Origin of the sequence: Microbacterium sp. cx-59, assembly GCF_020805625.1 — a bacterium.
Lineage (GTDB): Bacteria > Actinomycetota > Actinomycetes > Actinomycetales > Microbacteriaceae > Microbacterium.
Window position 1 is genome coordinate 75,218 of record NZ_JAJHGO010000007.1, and the last position, 16,906, is coordinate 92,123.

The window sequence follows — 16,906 nt, forward strand, 5'->3', positions numbered from 1 at the left end:
GGTGTCTTGTAGATGGATCGACGCAGCACAGCTCAGGAAGCGGGGTTCAACCCGCGCGCGATCAGCGCGGTGAGGATGCGTTCGGTGATCTCGTCGAGGGTTCCGACGCCGTCGATCGAGTCGACGAGCCCACGCTCGCGATAGACGCCCAGGATGGGCGATGTCTCGCGCTCGTAGATCGAGAGCCGGTTCGCGATGACTTCTTCGGTGTCGTCGGTGCGGCCCTGCTCGGCCGCACGGAGCGACAGACGGGCGATGCTCTCGTCGCGCGGAACGCTCAGCTCGATGACGGCTTCGAGGCTCTCGTCGCGGCTTTCCAGGAACGCATCCAGATCGGCGACCTGACCGAGGTTGCGCGGATACCCGTCGAGCAGGAACCCGGATGCGGCATCCGGCTGCGCGAGGCGGTCGCGAACGACGGCGCTCGTCAGCTCGTCGGGCACCAGGTTTCCGGCCGCGATGATCTGCTGCACCTGCCGGCCGAGCTCAGTGCCATCCGCGATGTTCGCGCGGAAGACGTCTCCGGTCGACACCGCGGGGATCTCGAAGGCGCGGGCGACCCGGCTTCCCTGGGTGCCTTTGCCCGAACCCTGGGGTCCGACGATCAACAGACGGGGCGTCGCACTCATCGCAGCAGCCCTTCGTAGTGGCGCTGCTGCAGCTGCGCGTCGATCTGCTTCACCGTCTCGAGTCCCACGCCGACCATGATCAGGATGGACGTGCCTCCGAACGGGAAGTTCTGGTTCGCGCTGACGGTCGCCAGAGCGATGAGCGGGATGAGCGCGACCAGACCCAGATAGATGGAGCCCGGCAGCGTGATGCGGGTCAGCACGTAGTCGAGGTACTCCGCCGTGGGGCGTCCGGCGCGGATACCCGGGATGAAGCCGCCGTACTTCTTCATGTTGTCGGCGACGTCGACCGGGTTGAAGGTGATCGCCACGTAGAAGTACGTAAAGCCGACGATGAGCAGGAAGTACAGCAACCAGTACAGCGGGTGGTCGCCGCGCGTCAGGTAGTTCTGGATCCACACGACCCAGCCCGGCAGTGCGCCGTCTTCACCGGGGGTCTGGTTGAACTGCGAGATCAGCGCGGGGATGTAGAGGAGCGACGAGGCGAAGATGACGGGCACGACGCCAGCCATGTTCACCTTGATCGGGATGTAGGTGTTCGTGCCGCCGTAGGTGCGACGCCCCACCATCCGCTTCGCATACTGCACCGGGATGCGTCTCTGCGATTGTTCGACGAACACCACCAGCGCGACGATCACGACGCCGATCGCGAGCACGAGGAGGAAGACCTCGAAGCCGCGGGACTGCCAGATCGACCACATCGCGGCGGGGAACGTCGCGGCGATCGAGGTGAAGATGAGGAGGGACATGCCGTTTCCGACGCCCTTCTCGGTCACGAGCTCGGCGAACCACATGATGAGGCCCGTGCCGGCGGTCAGCGTGATGATCATCAGCAGCTGCGCCCACCAGGCGTCGTTCGTGAGGAGCTGCTCGCACGCGGTCACACCGGTGTTGCCGAACAACTGGCCGCTGCGGGCGACCGTGACGAGGGTCGTCGACTGCAGCAGCGCCAGGGCGATCGTGAGGTAACGCGTGTACTGCGTCAGACGAGCCTGCCCGGCCTGTCCCTCCTTGTAGAGGGTCTCGAAGTGCGGGATGACCACACGCAGCAGCTGCACGATGATCGTCGCCGTGATGTAGGGCATGACGCCCAGCGCGAAGATCGACAGCTGCAGCAGGGCACCGCCGGAGAAGAGGTTGACCAGCGACAGCACACCCTGCGTGTTCGACGTGTCGGCAAGACACGACTGCACGTTGGAGAAGTCGACGAAAGGCGAGGGCACATGGGCACCGAGCCGGTAGAGCACGATGATGCCCAGGGTGAATGCGATCTTCCGACGCAGGTCAGGCGTACGGAACACGCGCGCGATAGCGCTGAACACGTGGATTCCTCCAGAAAGGGTTCCGGCGCGCGGTGCGCACACAGGTCACCAGGTTATCCCACGCAGAGGGGATCGACGGAGGGGACCTCGGAGAGGGGACGCAACAGGGGCCGGAAGCATGCTCCCGACCCCTGTACGCGGATTACTTGACGGTGCCGCCGGCGGCGACGATCTTCTGCTCCGCAGAACCCGAGACCTTGTCGACCTCGACGTTCAGCTTCACCGAGATGTCTCCGGTGCCGAGCACCTTGACCTTCTCGTTCTTGCGCACCGCACCCTTGGCGACCAGGTCGCTGACGGTGACAGCGCCACCGGACGGGTACAGCTCCGCGAGCTTCTCCAGGTTCACGACCTGGTACTCCACGCGGAACGGGTTCTTGAACCCGCGCAGCTTCGGGGTGCGCATGTGCAGAGGCATCTGCCCACCCTCGAAGCCGGGACGCACCTGGTAGCGGGCCTTCGAGCCCTTGGTGCCACGGCCTGCCGTCTTACCCTTCGAGCCCTCACCACGGCCGACACGGGTCTTCGCCGTGTTGGATCCGGGAACGGGACGCAGGTGGTGCACCTTCAGCACACCGGGACGCGACGCGGCGACGTCCTTCTTGGCGGCCGGGGCCGCCTCCTTCTTGGCGGCCGGCTTGCGCGCGGCGGTCTTCTTCGCGGGAGCCTTCTCGGCAGCCGCGGCCTCGACCTTGTCGTTCTCAGCCATCAGTCGATCTCCTCAACCTTTACGAGGTGGGCGACGGTCTTGACGTAACCGCGCGTCTGCGCGTCGTCGGGACGGACGACAGAATCGCCGATCCGCTTCAGACCGAGGCTGCGCAGCGTGTCACGCTGGTTCTGCTTCTCGCTCACCTTGGACTTGATCTGCGTCACCTTCAGACGCTCAGCCATCAGGAACCTACCTTCTGCACCGCAGCGGCCTCGGCCTCAGCACGCACGAGGCGTGCCGGGGCGACCTGGTCGAAGTCGAGGCCACGACGGGCCGCGACGTGGCGGGGCTCTTCGAGCTGCTTCAGCGCGGCGACCGTCGCGTGCACGATGTTGATCGTGTTCGACGAACCCAGCGACTTCGACAGCACGTCGTGCACACCGGCGCACTCGAGGACGGCGCGGACCGGACCACCGGCGATCACACCGGTACCGGCAGCAGCCGGACGCAGCAGGACGACGCCGGCAGCGGCCTCACCCTGCACCGGGTGCGGGATGGACGAGCCGGTGCGCGGAACGCGGAAGAAGTTGCGCTTGGCCTCTTCGACACCCTTGGAGATTGCCAGGGGAACTTCGCGGGCCTTGCCGTAGCCGACGCCGACCACACCGTTGCCGTCGCCGACGACGACGAGAGCGGTGAAGCTGAAGCGACGACCACCCTTGACGACCTTCGAGACGCGGTTGATGGTCACGACGCGCTCGAGGAACTGGCTCTCCGAACGGTCACGCGAGTTGCGATCCTTGTTGGGGTTGCGCTCGCGACCGCCACGACGGGCTTCGCGAGGCTCACGCTGAGCCTCGGTGGCCCCGGTCGCCTCGGCGGCCGCAGCCGCCTCGGGTGCCTGAGCGGCATCGGTGGTCACTTCGGTCTCCTTGTTGTCACTCACAGGTTCAGCCCTCCTTCGCGGGCGCCCTCGGCGATCGCGGCGACGCGTCCGGCGTAGCGGTTACCGCCACGATCGAACACGACGTCGGACACACCAACGGCCTTCGCACGCTCTGCGACGAGTTCGCCGACCTTGCGCGCCTTGGCGGTCTTGTCGCCGTCGAATCCACGCAGATCCGTCTCGAGCGTCGAGGCGGAGGCCACGGTGCGGCCCAGGCTGTCGTCGACGACCTGCACGAACACGTGGCGGGCCGAGCGGGTCACGACGAGGCGCGGACGTTCGGGCGAGCCCACGATCTTCTTGCGAAGACGGAGGTGACGGCGCGTACGCGCGTCTGACTTCGAAGTCACGGCCATGGTTACTTACCAGCCTTTCCGGCCTTGCGCCGAACGATCTCGCCGGCGTAGCGCACACCCTTGCCCTTGTACGGCTCGGGCTTGCGGATCTTGCGGATGTTGGCAGCCGCCTCACCGACGGCCTGCTTGTCGATGCCGCTCACGGTGACCTTGTTGTTGCCTTCGACCGTGAACGTGATGCCCGCGGGGGGCTCGACGAGGACGGGGTGCGAGAAGCCGAGAGCGAACTCGACGGACGAGCCCTTCTGCGCGACGCGGTAACCCGTGCCGACGACCTCGAGGCCCTTGGTGTAGCCCTGGGTGACGCCGATGATGTTGTTGGCGATGAGCGTGCGGGTCAGGCCGTGAAGCGACCGGGACTCGCGCTCGTCGTCGGGGCGGGTGACGAGAACCTGGTTCTCCTCGACCTTGACCTCGATGGGAGACGCAGCGGTCAGCTGCAGCTCGCCCTTGGGGCCCTTGACGGTGACATCCTTACCGGCCACCGAAACGGTGACGTCGGCGGGGATGTCGATGGGAAGACGTCCGATACGAGACATTCAGCGTCACCACACGTAGGCGAGGACTTCCCCACCCACGCCCTTCGATTCGGCCTGACGGTCTGTGAGCAGACCGGAGGAGGTGGACAGGATGGCGACGCCGAGGCCGCCGAGGACCTTGGGGATCTCGGAGGACTTCGCGTACACGCGCAGTCCGGGCTTCGAGACGCGCTTGATGCCGGCGATCGACCGCTCGCGGTTCGGGCCGTACTTCAGCGTCAGGGTGAGCGTCTGTCCGACGCGGGCATCCTCGAGCTCCCAGCCGGAGATGTAGCCCTCCTGCTTGAGGATGTCGGCGATGTGGGTCTTGAGCTTGGAGCTCGGCAGCGACACGGAGTCGTGGTGCGCCGAGTTCGCGTTGCGCAGACGGGTCAGCAGGTCTGCGACCGGGTCTGTCATCGTCATGAGTGTGATTCCTTCGTTCACCAGGTTTCGACCGCCGTTACACGACGGCCGACCTGTGGTGGAAGTCGGCGGATGCCGACGTCGGGGTGTTACGCGCTTTCGGCCTGCTGGAACGGGAAACCGAGGTGACGGAGCAGTGCCCGGCCCTCTGCATCCGTCTTCGCATCGGTGACGACGGTGATGTCGAAACCGCGAACGCGGTCGATCTTGTCCTGATCGATCTCGTGGAAGACCGACTGCTCCTGCAGACCGAACGTGTAGTTGCCGTTTCCGTCGAACTGCTTGTCCGAGAGACCGCGGAAGTCGCGGATACGGGGCAGAGCGAGGTTGACCAGACGGTCCAGGAACTCCCAGGCGCGGTCACCACGGAGGGTGACGTGCGCACCGATCGCCTGGCCCTCGCGCAGCTTGAACTGCGCGATGGACTTGCGGGCCTTGGTGACGATCGGCTTCTGGCCGGTGATCTTGGTGAGGTCGTCGACCGCACCATCGATCACCTTGCTGTCGCGAGCTGCCTCGCCGACACCGGTGTTCACCACGACCTTCACGAGACCGGGGATCTGGTTGACGTTCTTGTACCCGAACTCGTCCTGCAGCTTCTGCTGGATCTCGCTACGGTACTTCTGCTTCAGGCGGGGCTGGATCTTGCCAGCCACCGCGGCAGTGTCGGTGCTCATCAGAGGTCCTTGCCTGACTTCTTCGCGAAGCGCACGCGAACGGTGCGCTTCACGCCGTCCTTCGTCTGCTCCTCGACCCGGCGGCCGACACGGGTCGGCTTCTTGGTCGAGGGGTCGACGACGGCGACGTTGGAGATGTGGATGGGAGCTTCGAACGTCTCGATGCCACCCGTCTTGGTTCCGCGCTGGGTCTGACCCACGCGGTTGTGCTTTGTGACGTAGTTCACGCCCTCGACGATGACGCGGTTCTGCTCGGCGAGGACCTCGAGGACCTTGCCCTGCTTCCCACGGTCTCCGCCGCGCTCGGGCTTGGCGCCCGTGATGACCTGAACCAGGTCACCCTTTTTGATCTTCGCCATGATCAGATGACCTCCGGGGCCAGCGAGACGATCTTCATGAACTTCTTGTCACGAAGCTCACGACCGACCGGTCCGAAGATGCGGGTGCCGCGAGGCTCCCCGTCGTTCTTCAGGATGACGGCGGCGTTCTCGTCGAACTTGATGTAGGACCCGTCGGGACGACGGGTCTGCTTGACGGTGCGGACGACGACAGCCTTGACCACGTCGCCCTTCTTGACGTTTCCGCCGGGGATCGCGTCCTTGACGGTGGCGACGATGACGTCACCCACGCCCGCGTAACGCCGGTTGGAGCCGCCGAGCACACGGATGGTGAGCAGCTCCTTCGCACCGGTGTTGTCGGCGACCTTGAGGCGGGATTCGTTCTGAATCACTTGTTACTCCTTGGGTTCCAAGAAGCCCGAGGGCTTACTTGGCCTTCTCGAGGATCTCGACCAGGCGCCAGCGCTTGGTAGCGCTCAGCGGACGGGTCTCGTTGATGAGGACGAGGTCGCCGATGCCGGCCGAGTTGGTCTCGTCGTGAGCCTTGACCTTGGACGTACGGCGGATGACCTTGCCGTACAGCGGGTGCTTCACGCGGTCTTCGACCTCGACGACGATGGTCTTGTCCATCTTGTCGCTGACGACGTAGCCGCGGCGGGCCTTGCGGTAACCGCGGGCGTTGACGTCACGGACGTCGCGCTCGGAGCTCTCGTGGCCGGTGGTCTGCTCTTCAACAGCAGCCTTCTTCGTGGTGGCCATTACTCAGCCCCTCCTTCGGCGACGGCCGAGGTGTCCTCGGTCTTCTTCGCCTTCGTCTTCTTCGCCTTCTCCGGCGCCGGTGCGGCGACGGGCGTGGCACGGATGCCCAGCTCGCGCTCCCGGATCACCGTGTACAGCCGCGCGATGTCGCGCTTGACGGCGCGGATGCGACCGTGGCTCTCGAGCTGGCCGGTGGCCGACTGGAAGCGCAGGTTGAACAGCTCTTCCTTGGCCTTGCGCAGCTCCTCGACGAGGCGCTGGTCTTCGAACGTGTCGAGCTCGCTCGGAGCGAGCTGCTTGGTGCCGATCGCCATTACGCGTCGCCCTCCTCGCGCTTGATGATGCGTGCCTTGAGAGGCAGCTTGTGAATGGCACGGGTCAGTGCCTCGCGAGCGAGTTCTTCGCTCACGCCGGCGACCTCGAAGAGGACGCGACCCGGCTTGACGTTCGCCACCCACCACTCGGGCGAACCCTTACCGGAACCCATGCGGGTTTCGGCCGGCTTCTTGGTCAGCGGGCGGTCGGGGTAGATGTTGATCCACACCTTTCCACCACGCTTGATGTGACGCGTCATGGCGATACGAGCGGACTCGATCTGACGGTTGGTCACGTAGGCCGGGGTGAGCGCCTGGATGCCGTACTCGCCGAACGACACCGTGGTGCCGCCGGTAGCCTGCCCGGAACGACCCGGGTGGTGCTGCTTACGGAACTTGACCTTGCGGGGAATAAGCATCAGGCAGACGCTCCTTCTGCGACGGGGGCCTCGTTGCGAGGCGGACGACGACGGTCGCCACCACGGTCGTCACGACCGCGGGGAGCCTTCGGCGCGTTGGCCTGCTCGCGAGCGAGTTCCTTGTTGGTGAGATCGCCCTTGTAGATCCAGACCTTCACGCCGATGCGGCCGAAGGTGGTCTTGGCCTCGTAGAAGCCGTAGTCGATGTTCGCGCGCAGCGTGTGCAGCGGCACACGACCATCGCGGTAGAACTCCGACCGGCTCATCTCGGCGCCGCCGAGACGACCCGACACCTGGATCCGGATGCCCTTGGCACCGGCACGCTGAGCGCCCTGCAGACCCTTGCGCATCGCGCGGCGGAAGGCCACACGTGCGGAGAGCTGCTCGGCGATTCCCTGCGCGACGAGCTGGGCGTCGGCCTCGGGGTTCTTGACCTCGAGGATGTTCAGCTGGATCTGCTTGCTGGTGAGCTTCTCGAGGTCGCCGCGGATGCGCTCGGCCTCAGCTCCCCGGCGGCCGATCACGATGCCCGGGCGGGCGGTGTGAATGTCGACGCGAACGCGGTCACGCGTGCGCTCGATCTCGATGTTGCTGACGCCCGCGCGATCGAGGCTCGTCAGCAGCAGCTTCCGGATGCGGATGTCCTCGGCCACGTAGTCGGCGTAGCGCTGACCGGGCTTCGTCGAGTCCGAGAACCAACGCGACACGTGGTCGGTGGTGATACCGAGGCGGAAGCCGTACGGGTTTACTTTCTGTCCCATTACTTGCTCGCCTTCTTGGTCTGGGTCGAAGCAGCATCAGCGACCGCGGGCGTCGCGAGGACGACCGTGATGTGGCTGGTGCGCTTCTTGATCTGGAACGCGCGACCCTGCGCTCGCGGCCGGAACCGCTTGAGCGTCGTGCCCTCGTCGACGAACGCGTTCGTGATGAACAGGTCCTGCTCATCGAGGAACTCGTTGTCCTTGTCGGCCTTGACGCGCGCATTGGCGATCGCCGAGGCGACGAGCTTGTAGATCGGCTCGCTGGCACTCTGAGGTGCGAACTTCAGGATGGCGAGGGCCTCTTCGGCCTGCTTCCCCTTGATGAGCGCAACGACACGACGAGCCTTCTGAGGGGTCACGCGGATGTGTCGCACGCGTGCGATGGACTCCACCATTTCTTCTCCCTGTGCCCCCGCGTCAGCGGCGGCGGCCCTTCTTGTCGTCCTTCACGTGGCCGCGGAAGGTGCGGGTGGGCGAGAACTCGCCCAGCTTGTGGCCGACCATGGTCTCGGTCACGAACACAGGAATGTGCTTGCGTCCGTCGTGCACGGCGATCGTGTGACCCAGCATTGCCGGGACGATCATCGAGCGACGTGACCAGGTCTTGATGACGTTCTTGGAACCCGCCTCGTTCTGCGACACGACCTTGCGAAGCAGGTGCTCGTCGACGAAGGGGCCCTTCTTAAGACTGCGTGGCATCTTCTGTTCCTACCTACTTGCGCTTCTTGCTGGCGGTGCGACGGCGAACGATGTACTTGTCGCTTTCCTTGTTCGCGTGACGGGTACGTCCCTCAGGCTGTCCCCACGGGGTGACCGGGTGGCGTCCACCGCTGGTCTTACCCTCACCACCACCGTGCGGGTGGTCGACCGGGTTCATGGCGACACCACGGACGGTCGGGCGGATGCCCTTCCAACGGTTGCGGCCGGCCTTGCCCCAGTTGATGTTCGACTGCTCGGCGTTGCCCACCTCGCCGATGGTCGCGCGGCAGCGCGCATCGACGTTGCGGATCTCGCCCGAGGGCAGACGCAGCTGGGCGTAGGGGCCGTCCTTCGCGACGAGACGCACGGATGCGCCCGCCGAACGTGCCATCTTCGCTCCGCCGCCGGGACGCAGTTCGATCGCGTGGATCACGGTACCGGTGGGGATGTTGCGAAGCGGCAGGTTGTTGCCGGGCTTGATGTCGGCGGAAGGACCCGACTCGACGACGTCACCCTGCGACAGCTTGTTCGGCGCGATGATGTAGCGCTTCTCGCCGTCCGCGTAGTGCAGCAGCGCGATGCGCGCCGTGCGGTTGGGGTCGTACTCGATGTGGGCGACCTTCGCGTCGATGCCGTCCTTGTCGTTGCGACGGAAATCGATCACGCGGTACTGGCGCTTGTGGCCACCACCGATGTGACGGGTCGTGATGCGACCCTGGTTGTTACGTCCACCTGTCTTGGACAGGGGGCGAAGGAGGGACTTCTCGGGCGTCGATCGGGTGATCTCGGCGAAGTCCGCCACCGACGAGCCACGGCGACCCGGGGTCGTCGGCTTGTACTTGCGAATAGCCATAATCTGTGTCCTCTATCCCGACCGTCAGCCGACTGCCGTGAAGATGTCGATGGTGCCCGACTTCAGGGTGACGATGGCGCGCTTGGTGTCCTTGCGCTTGCCGATCCCGAAGCGGGTGCGACGGAGCTTGCCGACGCGGTTGATCGTGTTGACCGAGGCCACCTTGACGCCGAAGATCTTCTCGATGGCGAGCTTGATCTCGGTCTTGTTGGCGCGGGTGTCCACGTAGAACGTGTACTTGCCCTCGTCAATGAGACCGTAGCTCTTCTCCGAAACGACCGGCTTCAGAATGATCTCGCGCGGGTCCTTGTTCACGGCGGTCATGCCGAGACCTCCTCGGTGGACGACTTCGACGCGACGAACGCGTCGAGGGCGGCCTTGGTGAAGACGATGTCGTCGGAGACGAGCACGTCGTAGGCGTTCAGCTGGTCGAACGTCAGGACGTGAACGTACGCGAGGTTGCGAACGCTCTTGACCGTGATCTCGTCGTCACGCTCGATGACGACGAGGACGTTCTTCGTCGGGGCCAGGGTCGCCAGCACGGATGCGGCGGACTTGGTCGACGGGGCGCCCTCGATGCCGAAGCTGTCGACGACGTGCAGGCGGGATCCGCGGGCGCGGTCGCTGAGCGCTCCGAGAAGGGCCGCGGCGACCATCTTCTTGGGGGTGCGCTGCGAGTAGTTGCGCGGCTTCGGACCGTGGACGATGCCACCACCGGTCATGTGCGGGGCACGGATGGAACCCTGACGGGCGTTACCGGTGCCCTTCTGCTTGAACGGCTTGCGGCCGGCGCCGGAGACCTCGCCGCGACGCTTGGTCGAGTGCGTGCCCTGGCGCGCTGCGGCGAGCTGCGCCACGACGACCTGGTGGATGAGCGGGATGTTCGTCTTGACGTCGAACAGCTCGGCGGGAAGCTCGACCGAACCGGTCGTGCTGCCGCCGGAGGTGCGGACGTCGAGCGCGAGCGTGGAGTCAGCCATGCGTTCAGGCACCCTTCACTGCGTTGCGGACAAAGACGATGCGGCCACGAGCACCGGGGACGGCGCCCTTGACGAGCAGCAGGCCCTTCTCGGCGTCGACGGCGTGCACCGTGAGGTTGAGGACGGTCACGCGCTCGCCACCCATACGGCCGGCCATGCGCATTCCCTTGAAGACGCGGCTCGGGGTCGACGATGCGCCGATCGAGCCGGGCTTGCGGTGGTTGCGGTGCGCACCGTGCGAGGCGCCCGTGCCCTTGAAGTTGTGACGCTTCATGACACCGGCGAAGCCCTTGCCCTTGCTGGTGCCGACGACGTCGACCAGCTGGCCACCTTCGAACACACCGTCAACGGTGAGCTCCTGGCCGAGCGAGTAGTCCGCGGCGTTGGCCGTGCGGATCTCGGTGAGGTGGCGACGCGGCGTGACACCGGCGGCCTCGAAGTGACCCTCGAGGGGCTTCGTGACCTTGCGCGGGTCGATCTGGCCGGCGGCGATCTGAACGGCGTTGTAGCCGTCCTTCTCGGGGGTGCGGACCTGGGTGACCACGTTCGGGGTGATCTGGATCACGGTGACGGGAATGAGCTTTCCCTGCTCGTTCCACACCTGGGTCATGCCGAGCTTGGTGCCGAGCAGACCGTGGGAGACCTTGGAGTTGATGTCAGACATACCGGACCTCAGAGCTTGATCTCGATGTTGACGTCGGCCGGGAGGTCGAGACGCATCAGCGAGTCGACGGCCTTGGGCGTCGGGTCGATGATGTCGATGAGGCGCTTGTGGGTGCGCATCTCGAAGTGCTCGCGGCTGTCCTTGTACTTGTGGGGCGACCGGATGACGACGACGACGTTCTTCTCGGTCGGCAGGGGCACGGGGCCCACGACCGTCGCGCCAGCACGGGTCACGGTGTCGACGATCTTGCGCGCGGAGCTGTCGAGCCCAGCGTGATCGTACGACTTCAGGCGAATGCGGATCTTCTGTCCCGCCATTGTCTGCTCACTCTCTTTTCTCGCGTCATACCTCTGGGGCATCGGACGCACGGTGACGCTTACGCGCCGGGCACTTCTCCCGCTTTCACGGTGACCGCACCACTGTTCTGATGTCAGACCGGAGCCGGTGGCTCCGGTCCCGCCCTCGCACGCGTGGAAGCGCCCGTTTCCGGGATGCGAGGTGTGGGATGTGTTGTTCTGCTGTCCGCGGCCTAGGTTGTCGCGCTTTCGCGCCGCCTATGCACTGCCCTGACAGTGATCCGTGGCGTGAGCCGCCGGAATGTGGAACCTCAACAGTCTACGTGCCGCCCGGGCGTGTCGCAAACTCGGGCGTGTCTGTTACGGCGTGTCGCCGGGGCGGGCGCCCCTCCCCCGCACGCAAGAACCCCCGGACCTTTCGGCCCGGGGGTTCTCAGTGAAGCGAAGGTCAGACGGTCTCGCGCTGACGACGAACCGCGAAGACCGTGACGGCCAGGCCGCCGAGCAGCAGCACGCCGCCGCCGATCCAGACGCCCATGAGGGACGCGCTGTCGACACCGGTTGCCGGCAGGCCACCGGCTGCGCCAGCGACGATCGTCGCCTCGGCGACTCCACCCGCTGCGCCCGTACCGACGAGCCGGTATGAGCCGGTCGCGTTGGTCGGAAGCGTGACGGCCACCGAAACGGCGCCCGACGCCGAAGAGACCTTGGCGATGGTCTTGGTGTTCACGGCGGTCTTCACGGCCGCGAGCGTTGCTCCGGCCGCGTTCTCGCCCGTGAGGACGAAGGTGACCGTGTCGTTCGGCGCGAAGCCGGTGAACGGAACCGTCACGGTGCCACCGGGGGCGACCGTCTGGTTCGCGCCACCGGGAGCGACCGGGGTATAGGCGTTGGCCGCGGCAGGTGCCGCGATGATGGCGGCAGCGGCGATAACGACCGCTGCGAGCTTGGTGCGAAGGCTCTTCATGATGTGATCTCCGTGGGGTTTGAGGCGGCGCCTCACTCGCGTGAATGTGGCCGGAGGAACGAATAAGACCGAAAGTCTTGTCTGCCCCTCATGCGACAGTAACCGCTCACTCAGCCGATTCTCAAGTTGAGGGGGGTATCCGTGACGTTTCTTTACCTGGCCGTAACGTTGCCGTGGCGGCGGCGCGCCGCATCCGCGGGCTAAATCTCCACCGATGGCGACGTCGCGAACGACGACACCCCCCGGACCGTGAGGCCCGAGGGGTGTCGAGTGACGCGGATATTACTTGGTGATCTTGGTCACCGTGCCGGCGCCGACGGTGCGGCCACCCTCACGGATCGCGAAGCCGAGGCCCTCTTCCATAGCGATCGGCTGGATCAGCTCGACGGCCATGTCGGTGGTGTCGCCGGGCATGACCATCTCGGTGCCCTCGGGCAGCGTGATGACGCCGGTGACGTCGGTGGTGCGGAAGTAGAACTGCGGACGGTAGTTCGTGAAGAACGGGTTGTGACGGCCGCCCTCTTCCTTGGACAGGATGTAGGCGGTGCCGTCGAAGCCGGTGTGCGGGGTGACCGAACCGGGCTTCACGACGACCTGGCCGCGCTCGACGTCGTCACGCTTGGTGCCGCGCAGGAGCAGACCACAGTTCTCGCCGGCCCAGGCCTCGTCGAGCTGCTTGTGGAACATCTCGATACCCGTGACGATGGTCTTCTGCGTCGGGCGGATGCCGACGATCTCGACCTCGGAGTTGATGGCCAGGGTGCCACGCTCGGCACGGCCGGTGACGACGGTTCCACGACCGGTGATCGTGAAGACGTCCTCGACGGGCATGAGGAACGGCTTGTCCTTGTCACGCACCGGGTCGGGGATCGACTCGTCGACGGCTTCCATGAGCTCGACGATCTTCTCGACCCACTCGGCGTCGCCCTCGAGAGCCTTGAGGCCCGAGACGCGGACGACGGGGGCGTTGTCGCCGTCGAAGTCCTGGCTCGAGAGCAGCTCGCGAACCTCGAGCTCGACGAGCTCCAGGATCTCCTCGTCGTCGACCATGTCGCTCTTGTTGAGCGCCACGAGCAGGTACGGCACGCCGACCTGCTTCGCGAGCAGCACGTGCTCGCGGGTCTGAGCCATCGGGCCGTCGGTGGCGGCGACCACGAGGATCGCGCCGTCCATCTGAGCGGCACCGGTGATCATGTTCTTGATGTAGTCGGCGTGCCCGGGAGCATCGACGTGCGCGTAGTGGCGCTTGGGGGTCTCGTACTCGACGTGCGAGATGTTGATCGTGATACCGCGCTGACGCTCTTCAGGAGCGGAGTCGATAGACGCAAAGTCGCGCTGCACGTTGGTGGCCGACGGGTACTTGTCGGCGAGCACCTTCGAGATTGCGGCGGTGAGCGTGGTCTTGCCGTGGTCGACGTGACCGATCGTTCCGATGTTCACGTGCGGCTTGGTCCGCTCGAACTTGGCCTTAGCCACTGGGTCCTCCTCAGGACGGTTGTGCAGCGAATCCGGGCGCTGGTTTGCGACCGGCACGCTGCGGGGATGGTTCTCAGTTTAGTAGAGAGTGCGGTGTGAAGTTGTGAACCCGTCGAATGGCATCGATCGCCCTTCGCTGGGAACCAGGAGAACTCGGGATGCGGCGGCGGACCGCCGCATCCCGGGCGATTACTCGCCCTTGTTCTTCTGGACGATCTCGTCTGCCACGGCGCGGGGCACCTCGGCGTAGCTGTCGAACTCCATCGAGTAGACGGCGCGACCCGAGGTCTTCGAGCGCAGGTCACCGATGTAGCCGAACATCTCGGACAGCGGGACGTTGGCACGGACGACCTTGACGCCGGCCGCATCCTCCATCGACTGGATCTGTCCGCGACGCGAGTTCAGGTCGCCGATGACGTCGCCCATGTACTCCTCGGGAGTACGGACCTCGACCGACATGATCGGCTCGAGGATGACGGGGTTCGCCTTGCGGACCGCCTCCTTGAAGCCCATGGATCCGGCGATCTTGAACGCCATCTCGGAGGAGTCGACATCGTGCGATGCACCGTCGAGCAGGATCGCCTTGACGCCCACCATGGGGTAGCCGGCGAGCACGCCGACGTTCATTGCGTCCTGGAAGCCCTGGTCGGTGGGTCCGATGTACTCGCGCGGGATACGACCACCGGAGACCTTGTTCTCGAACTCGTAGGTCTTGTCGGCCGTGACCTCGAGCGGCTCGAGCGCGAACTGGATCTTCGCGAACTGACCCGAACCACCGGTCTGCTTCTTGTGCGTGTAGTCGTGACGCTCGACGGTCTTCTTGATCGTCTCGCGGTACGCGACCTGCGGCTTGCCGACGTTCGCCTCGACGCGGAATTCACGCTTCATGCGGTCGACGAGGATGTCGAGGTGAAGCTCGCCCATGCCCTTGATGACGGTCTGACCGGTGTCGGAGTTCTGCTCGACGCGGAACGTCGGGTCCTCCTCCGCGAGCTTCTGGATCGCGAGACCCAGCTTCTCCTGGTCAGCCTTGGTCTTGGGCTCGATCGCAACCTCGATGACCGGCTCGGGGAACGTCATCGACTCGAGCACGACCTGGTGCTGCGAGTCGGAGAGCGTGTCGCCCGTGGTCGTGTCCTTGAGGCCGATGACCGCGTAGATGTGACCCGCGGTGACCGAGTCGACCGGGTTCTCCTTGTTGGCGTACATCTGGAAGATCTTCCCGATGCGCTCCTTCTTGGACTTGGTCGAGTTGACGACCTGTCCGCCGGAGTCCAGGTGACCGGAGTACACGCGGATGTAGGTCAGACGACCGAAGAAGGGGTGCGTCACGATCTTGAACGCGAGCGCGGTGAAGGGCTCGTCACGGTCGGCGTGCCGCTCGATGACGATCTCTTCGTTCTTCGGGTCGTGCGCCTCGATCGCGGGCACGTCGAGCGGCGACGGGAGGTAGTCCACGACCGCATCGAGCATCGGCTGAACGCCGCGGTTCTTGAACGCGGAGCCGCACAGCACGGGGTAGATCTGCGAGGTGACGGTGAGCTTGCGGATGGCGCCCTTGATCTCGGCAACCGTGAGCTCCTCACCGCCGAAGTACTTCTCGAGAAGCGCGTCGTCGGTCTCGGCGACCGTCTCGAGCAGCTTCTGGCGGTACTCCGCAGCCTTGTCGGCGAGGTCGGCCGGGATCTCCTGGACGTCGTACTTGGCGCCCATGGTGACATCACCCTTGGCGTCGCCGGCCCAGACCAGTGCGCGCATCTCGACGAGGTCGATGACTCCGAGGAAGTCGTTCTCGGCGCCGATGGGCAGCTGGATGACGAGGGGCTTCGCCTTGAGCTTGTTGATGATCGTGTCGACCGTGAAGTAGAAGTCGGCGCCGAGCTTGTCCATCTTGTTGACGAAGCAGATGCGCGGGACGTTGTACTTGTCGGCCTGACGCCACACGGTCTCGGACTGGGGCTCGACGCCCTCCTTGCCGTCGAAGACGGCGACGGCACCGTCGAGGACGCGGAGCGAGCGCTCCACCTCGACCGTGAAGTCCACGTGACCGGGGGTGTCGATGATGTTGATCTGGTTCTTGTCCCAGAAGCACGTGACAGCAGCGGAGGTGATCGTGATGCCACGCTCCTGCTCCTGCTCCATCCAGTCGGTCGTCGAGGCGCCGTCGTGGGTCTCGCCGATCTTGTGGTTGGTTCCCGTGTAGTACAGGATGCGCTCGGTCGTCGTCGTCTTGCCGGCATCGATGTGAGCCATGATGCCGATGTTGCGGACCTTGGTCAGGTCGGTGAGCACGTCTTGTGCCACGGGATGTCCTTACTTGTGGTGACGGATGTCGTGGGTGCGCCGGCCCCTGAACTCGCCCGGGGCCGGCGCGCCGCTGTTTACCAGCGGTAGTGCGCGAAGGCGCGGTTCGACTCGGCCATCTTGTGGGTGTCTTCGCGGCGCTTGACCGCGGCACCGAGGCCGTTCGATGCGTCGAGGATCTCGTTCTGCAGACGCTCGGTCATCGTCTTCTCACGACGACCCTTCGCGTAGCTCACGAGCCAGCGCAGTGCGAGGGTGTTCGCACGGTGCGGCTTGACCTCGACCGGAACCTGGTAGGTCGAGCCACCGACGCGGCGGCTCTTGACCTCGAGGGTCGGACGGACGTTGTCGAGCGCCTTCTTCAGCGTGGCGACAGCATCCTGGCTGTTCTTCGACTCGACGCCGCGGAGAGCGTCGTAGACGATCGATTCCGCGAGCGACTTCTTACCGTCGACGAGGATCTTGTTGACGAGCTGGGTGACGATGGGAGCACCGTACACCGGGTCGTTGACAACGGGGCGCTTCGGGGCGGGACCCTTACGAGGCATAT

Annotated in this window: 26 protein-coding genes; all 26 read right to left on the minus strand. The window is 65.3% G+C overall.

What is annotated here, in order from left to right; translation table 11 throughout:
* Nucleotides 1–32 precede the first annotated feature (32 nt).
* The gene (locus tag LMI96_RS07815; RefSeq protein ID WP_223722448.1) at nucleotides 33–629 is read right to left on the minus strand and encodes an adenylate kinase; all 597 of its coding nucleotides are present in this window, start codon (nucleotides 627–629) and stop codon (nucleotides 33–35) included.
* Nucleotides 626–1,951, minus strand: coding sequence for a preprotein translocase subunit SecY (gene secY, locus LMI96_RS07820; RefSeq protein WP_223722447.1), 1,326 nt, complete (start codon nucleotides 1,949–1,951; stop codon nucleotides 626–628). The genes LMI96_RS07815 and secY overlap by 4 nt, the downstream gene beginning before the upstream one ends.
* Before the next feature lie 142 nt (nucleotides 1,952–2,093).
* A complete protein-coding gene (gene rplO / locus LMI96_RS07825) occupies nucleotides 2,094–2,660 on the minus strand; it encodes a 50S ribosomal protein L15 (RefSeq protein WP_223722446.1) in 567 nt (188 codons plus the stop codon).
* Nucleotides 2,660–2,845, minus strand: a complete 186-nt coding sequence (rpmD, locus tag LMI96_RS07830; protein WP_013583998.1) for a 50S ribosomal protein L30 — start codon at nucleotides 2,843–2,845, stop codon at nucleotides 2,660–2,662. Before rpmD ends, rplO begins: the two co-directional genes overlap by 1 nt.
* Entirely contained in the window at nucleotides 2,845–3,549 is a 705-nt protein-coding gene (gene rpsE, locus LMI96_RS07835; RefSeq protein WP_374197917.1) for a 30S ribosomal protein S5, read from the minus strand. The genes rpmD and rpsE overlap by 1 nt, the downstream gene beginning before the upstream one ends.
* Nucleotides 3,546–3,905 carry a 50S ribosomal protein L18 gene (gene rplR / locus LMI96_RS07840; protein WP_223722444.1) on the minus strand — a complete coding sequence of 120 codons (360 nt, stop codon included), beginning with the start codon at nucleotides 3,903–3,905 and terminating at the stop codon, nucleotides 3,546–3,548. The genes rpsE and rplR overlap by 4 nt, the downstream gene beginning before the upstream one ends.
* Nucleotides 3,906–3,907: 2 nt before the next feature.
* Nucleotides 3,908–4,444, minus strand: coding sequence for a 50S ribosomal protein L6 (gene rplF, locus LMI96_RS07845; protein ID WP_223722443.1), 537 nt, complete (start codon nucleotides 4,442–4,444; stop codon nucleotides 3,908–3,910).
* Nucleotides 4,445–4,450: 6 nt separating this feature from the next.
* Nucleotides 4,451–4,849 carry a 30S ribosomal protein S8 gene (gene rpsH / locus LMI96_RS07850; protein WP_223722442.1) on the minus strand — a complete coding sequence of 133 codons (399 nt, stop codon included), beginning with the start codon at nucleotides 4,847–4,849 and terminating at the stop codon, nucleotides 4,451–4,453.
* A gap of 89 nt (nucleotides 4,850–4,938) precedes the next feature.
* Complete coding sequence (gene rplE, locus LMI96_RS07855; protein WP_223722441.1) at nucleotides 4,939–5,526, minus strand: 50S ribosomal protein L5; 588 nt, start codon at nucleotides 5,524–5,526, stop codon at nucleotides 4,939–4,941.
* Nucleotides 5,526–5,885, minus strand: a complete 360-nt coding sequence (gene rplX / locus LMI96_RS07860; protein WP_150893229.1) for a 50S ribosomal protein L24 — start codon at nucleotides 5,883–5,885, stop codon at nucleotides 5,526–5,528. The genes rplE and rplX overlap by 1 nt, the downstream gene beginning before the upstream one ends.
* Nucleotides 5,886–5,887: 2 nt before the next feature.
* Nucleotides 5,888–6,256, minus strand: a complete 369-nt coding sequence (rplN, locus tag LMI96_RS07865) for a 50S ribosomal protein L14 (protein ID WP_047544493.1) — start codon at nucleotides 6,254–6,256, stop codon at nucleotides 5,888–5,890.
* A gap of 34 nt (nucleotides 6,257–6,290) precedes the next feature.
* On the minus strand, nucleotides 6,291–6,623 hold the full coding sequence (rpsQ, locus tag LMI96_RS07870) for a 30S ribosomal protein S17 (protein ID WP_223722440.1): 333 nt from the start codon (nucleotides 6,621–6,623) through the stop codon (nucleotides 6,291–6,293).
* Nucleotides 6,623–6,937, minus strand: coding sequence for a 50S ribosomal protein L29 (gene rpmC, locus LMI96_RS07875; RefSeq protein ID WP_269216563.1), 315 nt, complete (start codon nucleotides 6,935–6,937; stop codon nucleotides 6,623–6,625). Before rpmC ends, rpsQ begins: the two co-directional genes overlap by 1 nt.
* On the minus strand, nucleotides 6,937–7,356 hold the full coding sequence (gene rplP / locus LMI96_RS07880; protein WP_223722439.1) for a 50S ribosomal protein L16: 420 nt from the start codon (nucleotides 7,354–7,356) through the stop codon (nucleotides 6,937–6,939). Before rplP ends, rpmC begins: the two co-directional genes overlap by 1 nt.
* Nucleotides 7,356–8,117: a 30S ribosomal protein S3 gene (gene rpsC, locus LMI96_RS07885; protein ID WP_223722438.1), complete on the minus strand. Its 762-nt coding sequence runs from the start codon at nucleotides 8,115–8,117 to the stop codon at nucleotides 7,356–7,358. Before rpsC ends, rplP begins: the two co-directional genes overlap by 1 nt.
* A complete protein-coding gene (gene rplV, locus LMI96_RS07890; protein WP_223722437.1) occupies nucleotides 8,117–8,512 on the minus strand; it encodes a 50S ribosomal protein L22 in 396 nt (131 codons plus the stop codon). Before rplV ends, rpsC begins: the two co-directional genes overlap by 1 nt.
* Nucleotides 8,513–8,534: 22 nt before the next feature.
* Nucleotides 8,535–8,816, minus strand: coding sequence for a 30S ribosomal protein S19 (rpsS, locus tag LMI96_RS07895; protein WP_223722436.1), 282 nt, complete (start codon nucleotides 8,814–8,816; stop codon nucleotides 8,535–8,537).
* Nucleotides 8,817–8,829: 13 nt separating this feature from the next.
* Nucleotides 8,830–9,669, minus strand: coding sequence for a 50S ribosomal protein L2 (rplB, locus tag LMI96_RS07900; protein ID WP_223722435.1), 840 nt, complete (start codon nucleotides 9,667–9,669; stop codon nucleotides 8,830–8,832).
* A gap of 24 nt (nucleotides 9,670–9,693) precedes the next feature.
* Nucleotides 9,694–9,993: a 50S ribosomal protein L23 gene (gene rplW, locus LMI96_RS07905; protein WP_223722434.1), complete on the minus strand. Its 300-nt coding sequence runs from the start codon at nucleotides 9,991–9,993 to the stop codon at nucleotides 9,694–9,696.
* Nucleotides 9,990–10,649: a 50S ribosomal protein L4 gene (gene rplD / locus LMI96_RS07910; protein ID WP_223722433.1), complete on the minus strand. Its 660-nt coding sequence runs from the start codon at nucleotides 10,647–10,649 to the stop codon at nucleotides 9,990–9,992. The genes rplW and rplD overlap by 4 nt, the downstream gene beginning before the upstream one ends.
* A 4-nt stretch (nucleotides 10,650–10,653) precedes the next feature.
* Nucleotides 10,654–11,313, minus strand: coding sequence for a 50S ribosomal protein L3 (rplC, locus tag LMI96_RS07915; protein WP_223722432.1), 660 nt, complete (start codon nucleotides 11,311–11,313; stop codon nucleotides 10,654–10,656).
* Nucleotides 11,314–11,321: 8 nt separating this feature from the next.
* Nucleotides 11,322–11,630 (minus strand): 30S ribosomal protein S10, encoded by a 309-nt coding sequence (rpsJ, locus tag LMI96_RS07920; RefSeq protein ID WP_045246810.1) that lies wholly within the window; start codon nucleotides 11,628–11,630, stop codon nucleotides 11,322–11,324.
* Between the two features lie 427 nt (nucleotides 11,631–12,057).
* A complete protein-coding gene (locus LMI96_RS07925; protein WP_223722431.1) occupies nucleotides 12,058–12,576 on the minus strand; it encodes an LPXTG cell wall anchor domain-containing protein in 519 nt (172 codons plus the stop codon).
* Between the two features lie 282 nt (nucleotides 12,577–12,858).
* Nucleotides 12,859–14,052, minus strand: coding sequence for an elongation factor Tu (tuf, locus tag LMI96_RS07930; RefSeq protein ID WP_223722430.1), 1,194 nt, complete (start codon nucleotides 14,050–14,052; stop codon nucleotides 12,859–12,861).
* Nucleotides 14,053–14,241: 189 nt separating this feature from the next.
* Nucleotides 14,242–16,356 (minus strand): elongation factor G, encoded by a 2,115-nt coding sequence (gene fusA / locus LMI96_RS07935; RefSeq protein WP_269216562.1) that lies wholly within the window; start codon nucleotides 16,354–16,356, stop codon nucleotides 14,242–14,244.
* Nucleotides 16,357–16,433: 77 nt separating this feature from the next.
* Entirely contained in the window at nucleotides 16,434–16,904 is a 471-nt protein-coding gene (gene rpsG / locus LMI96_RS07940; RefSeq protein WP_047544478.1) for a 30S ribosomal protein S7, read from the minus strand.
* Nucleotides 16,905–16,906: the final 2 nt, after the last annotated feature.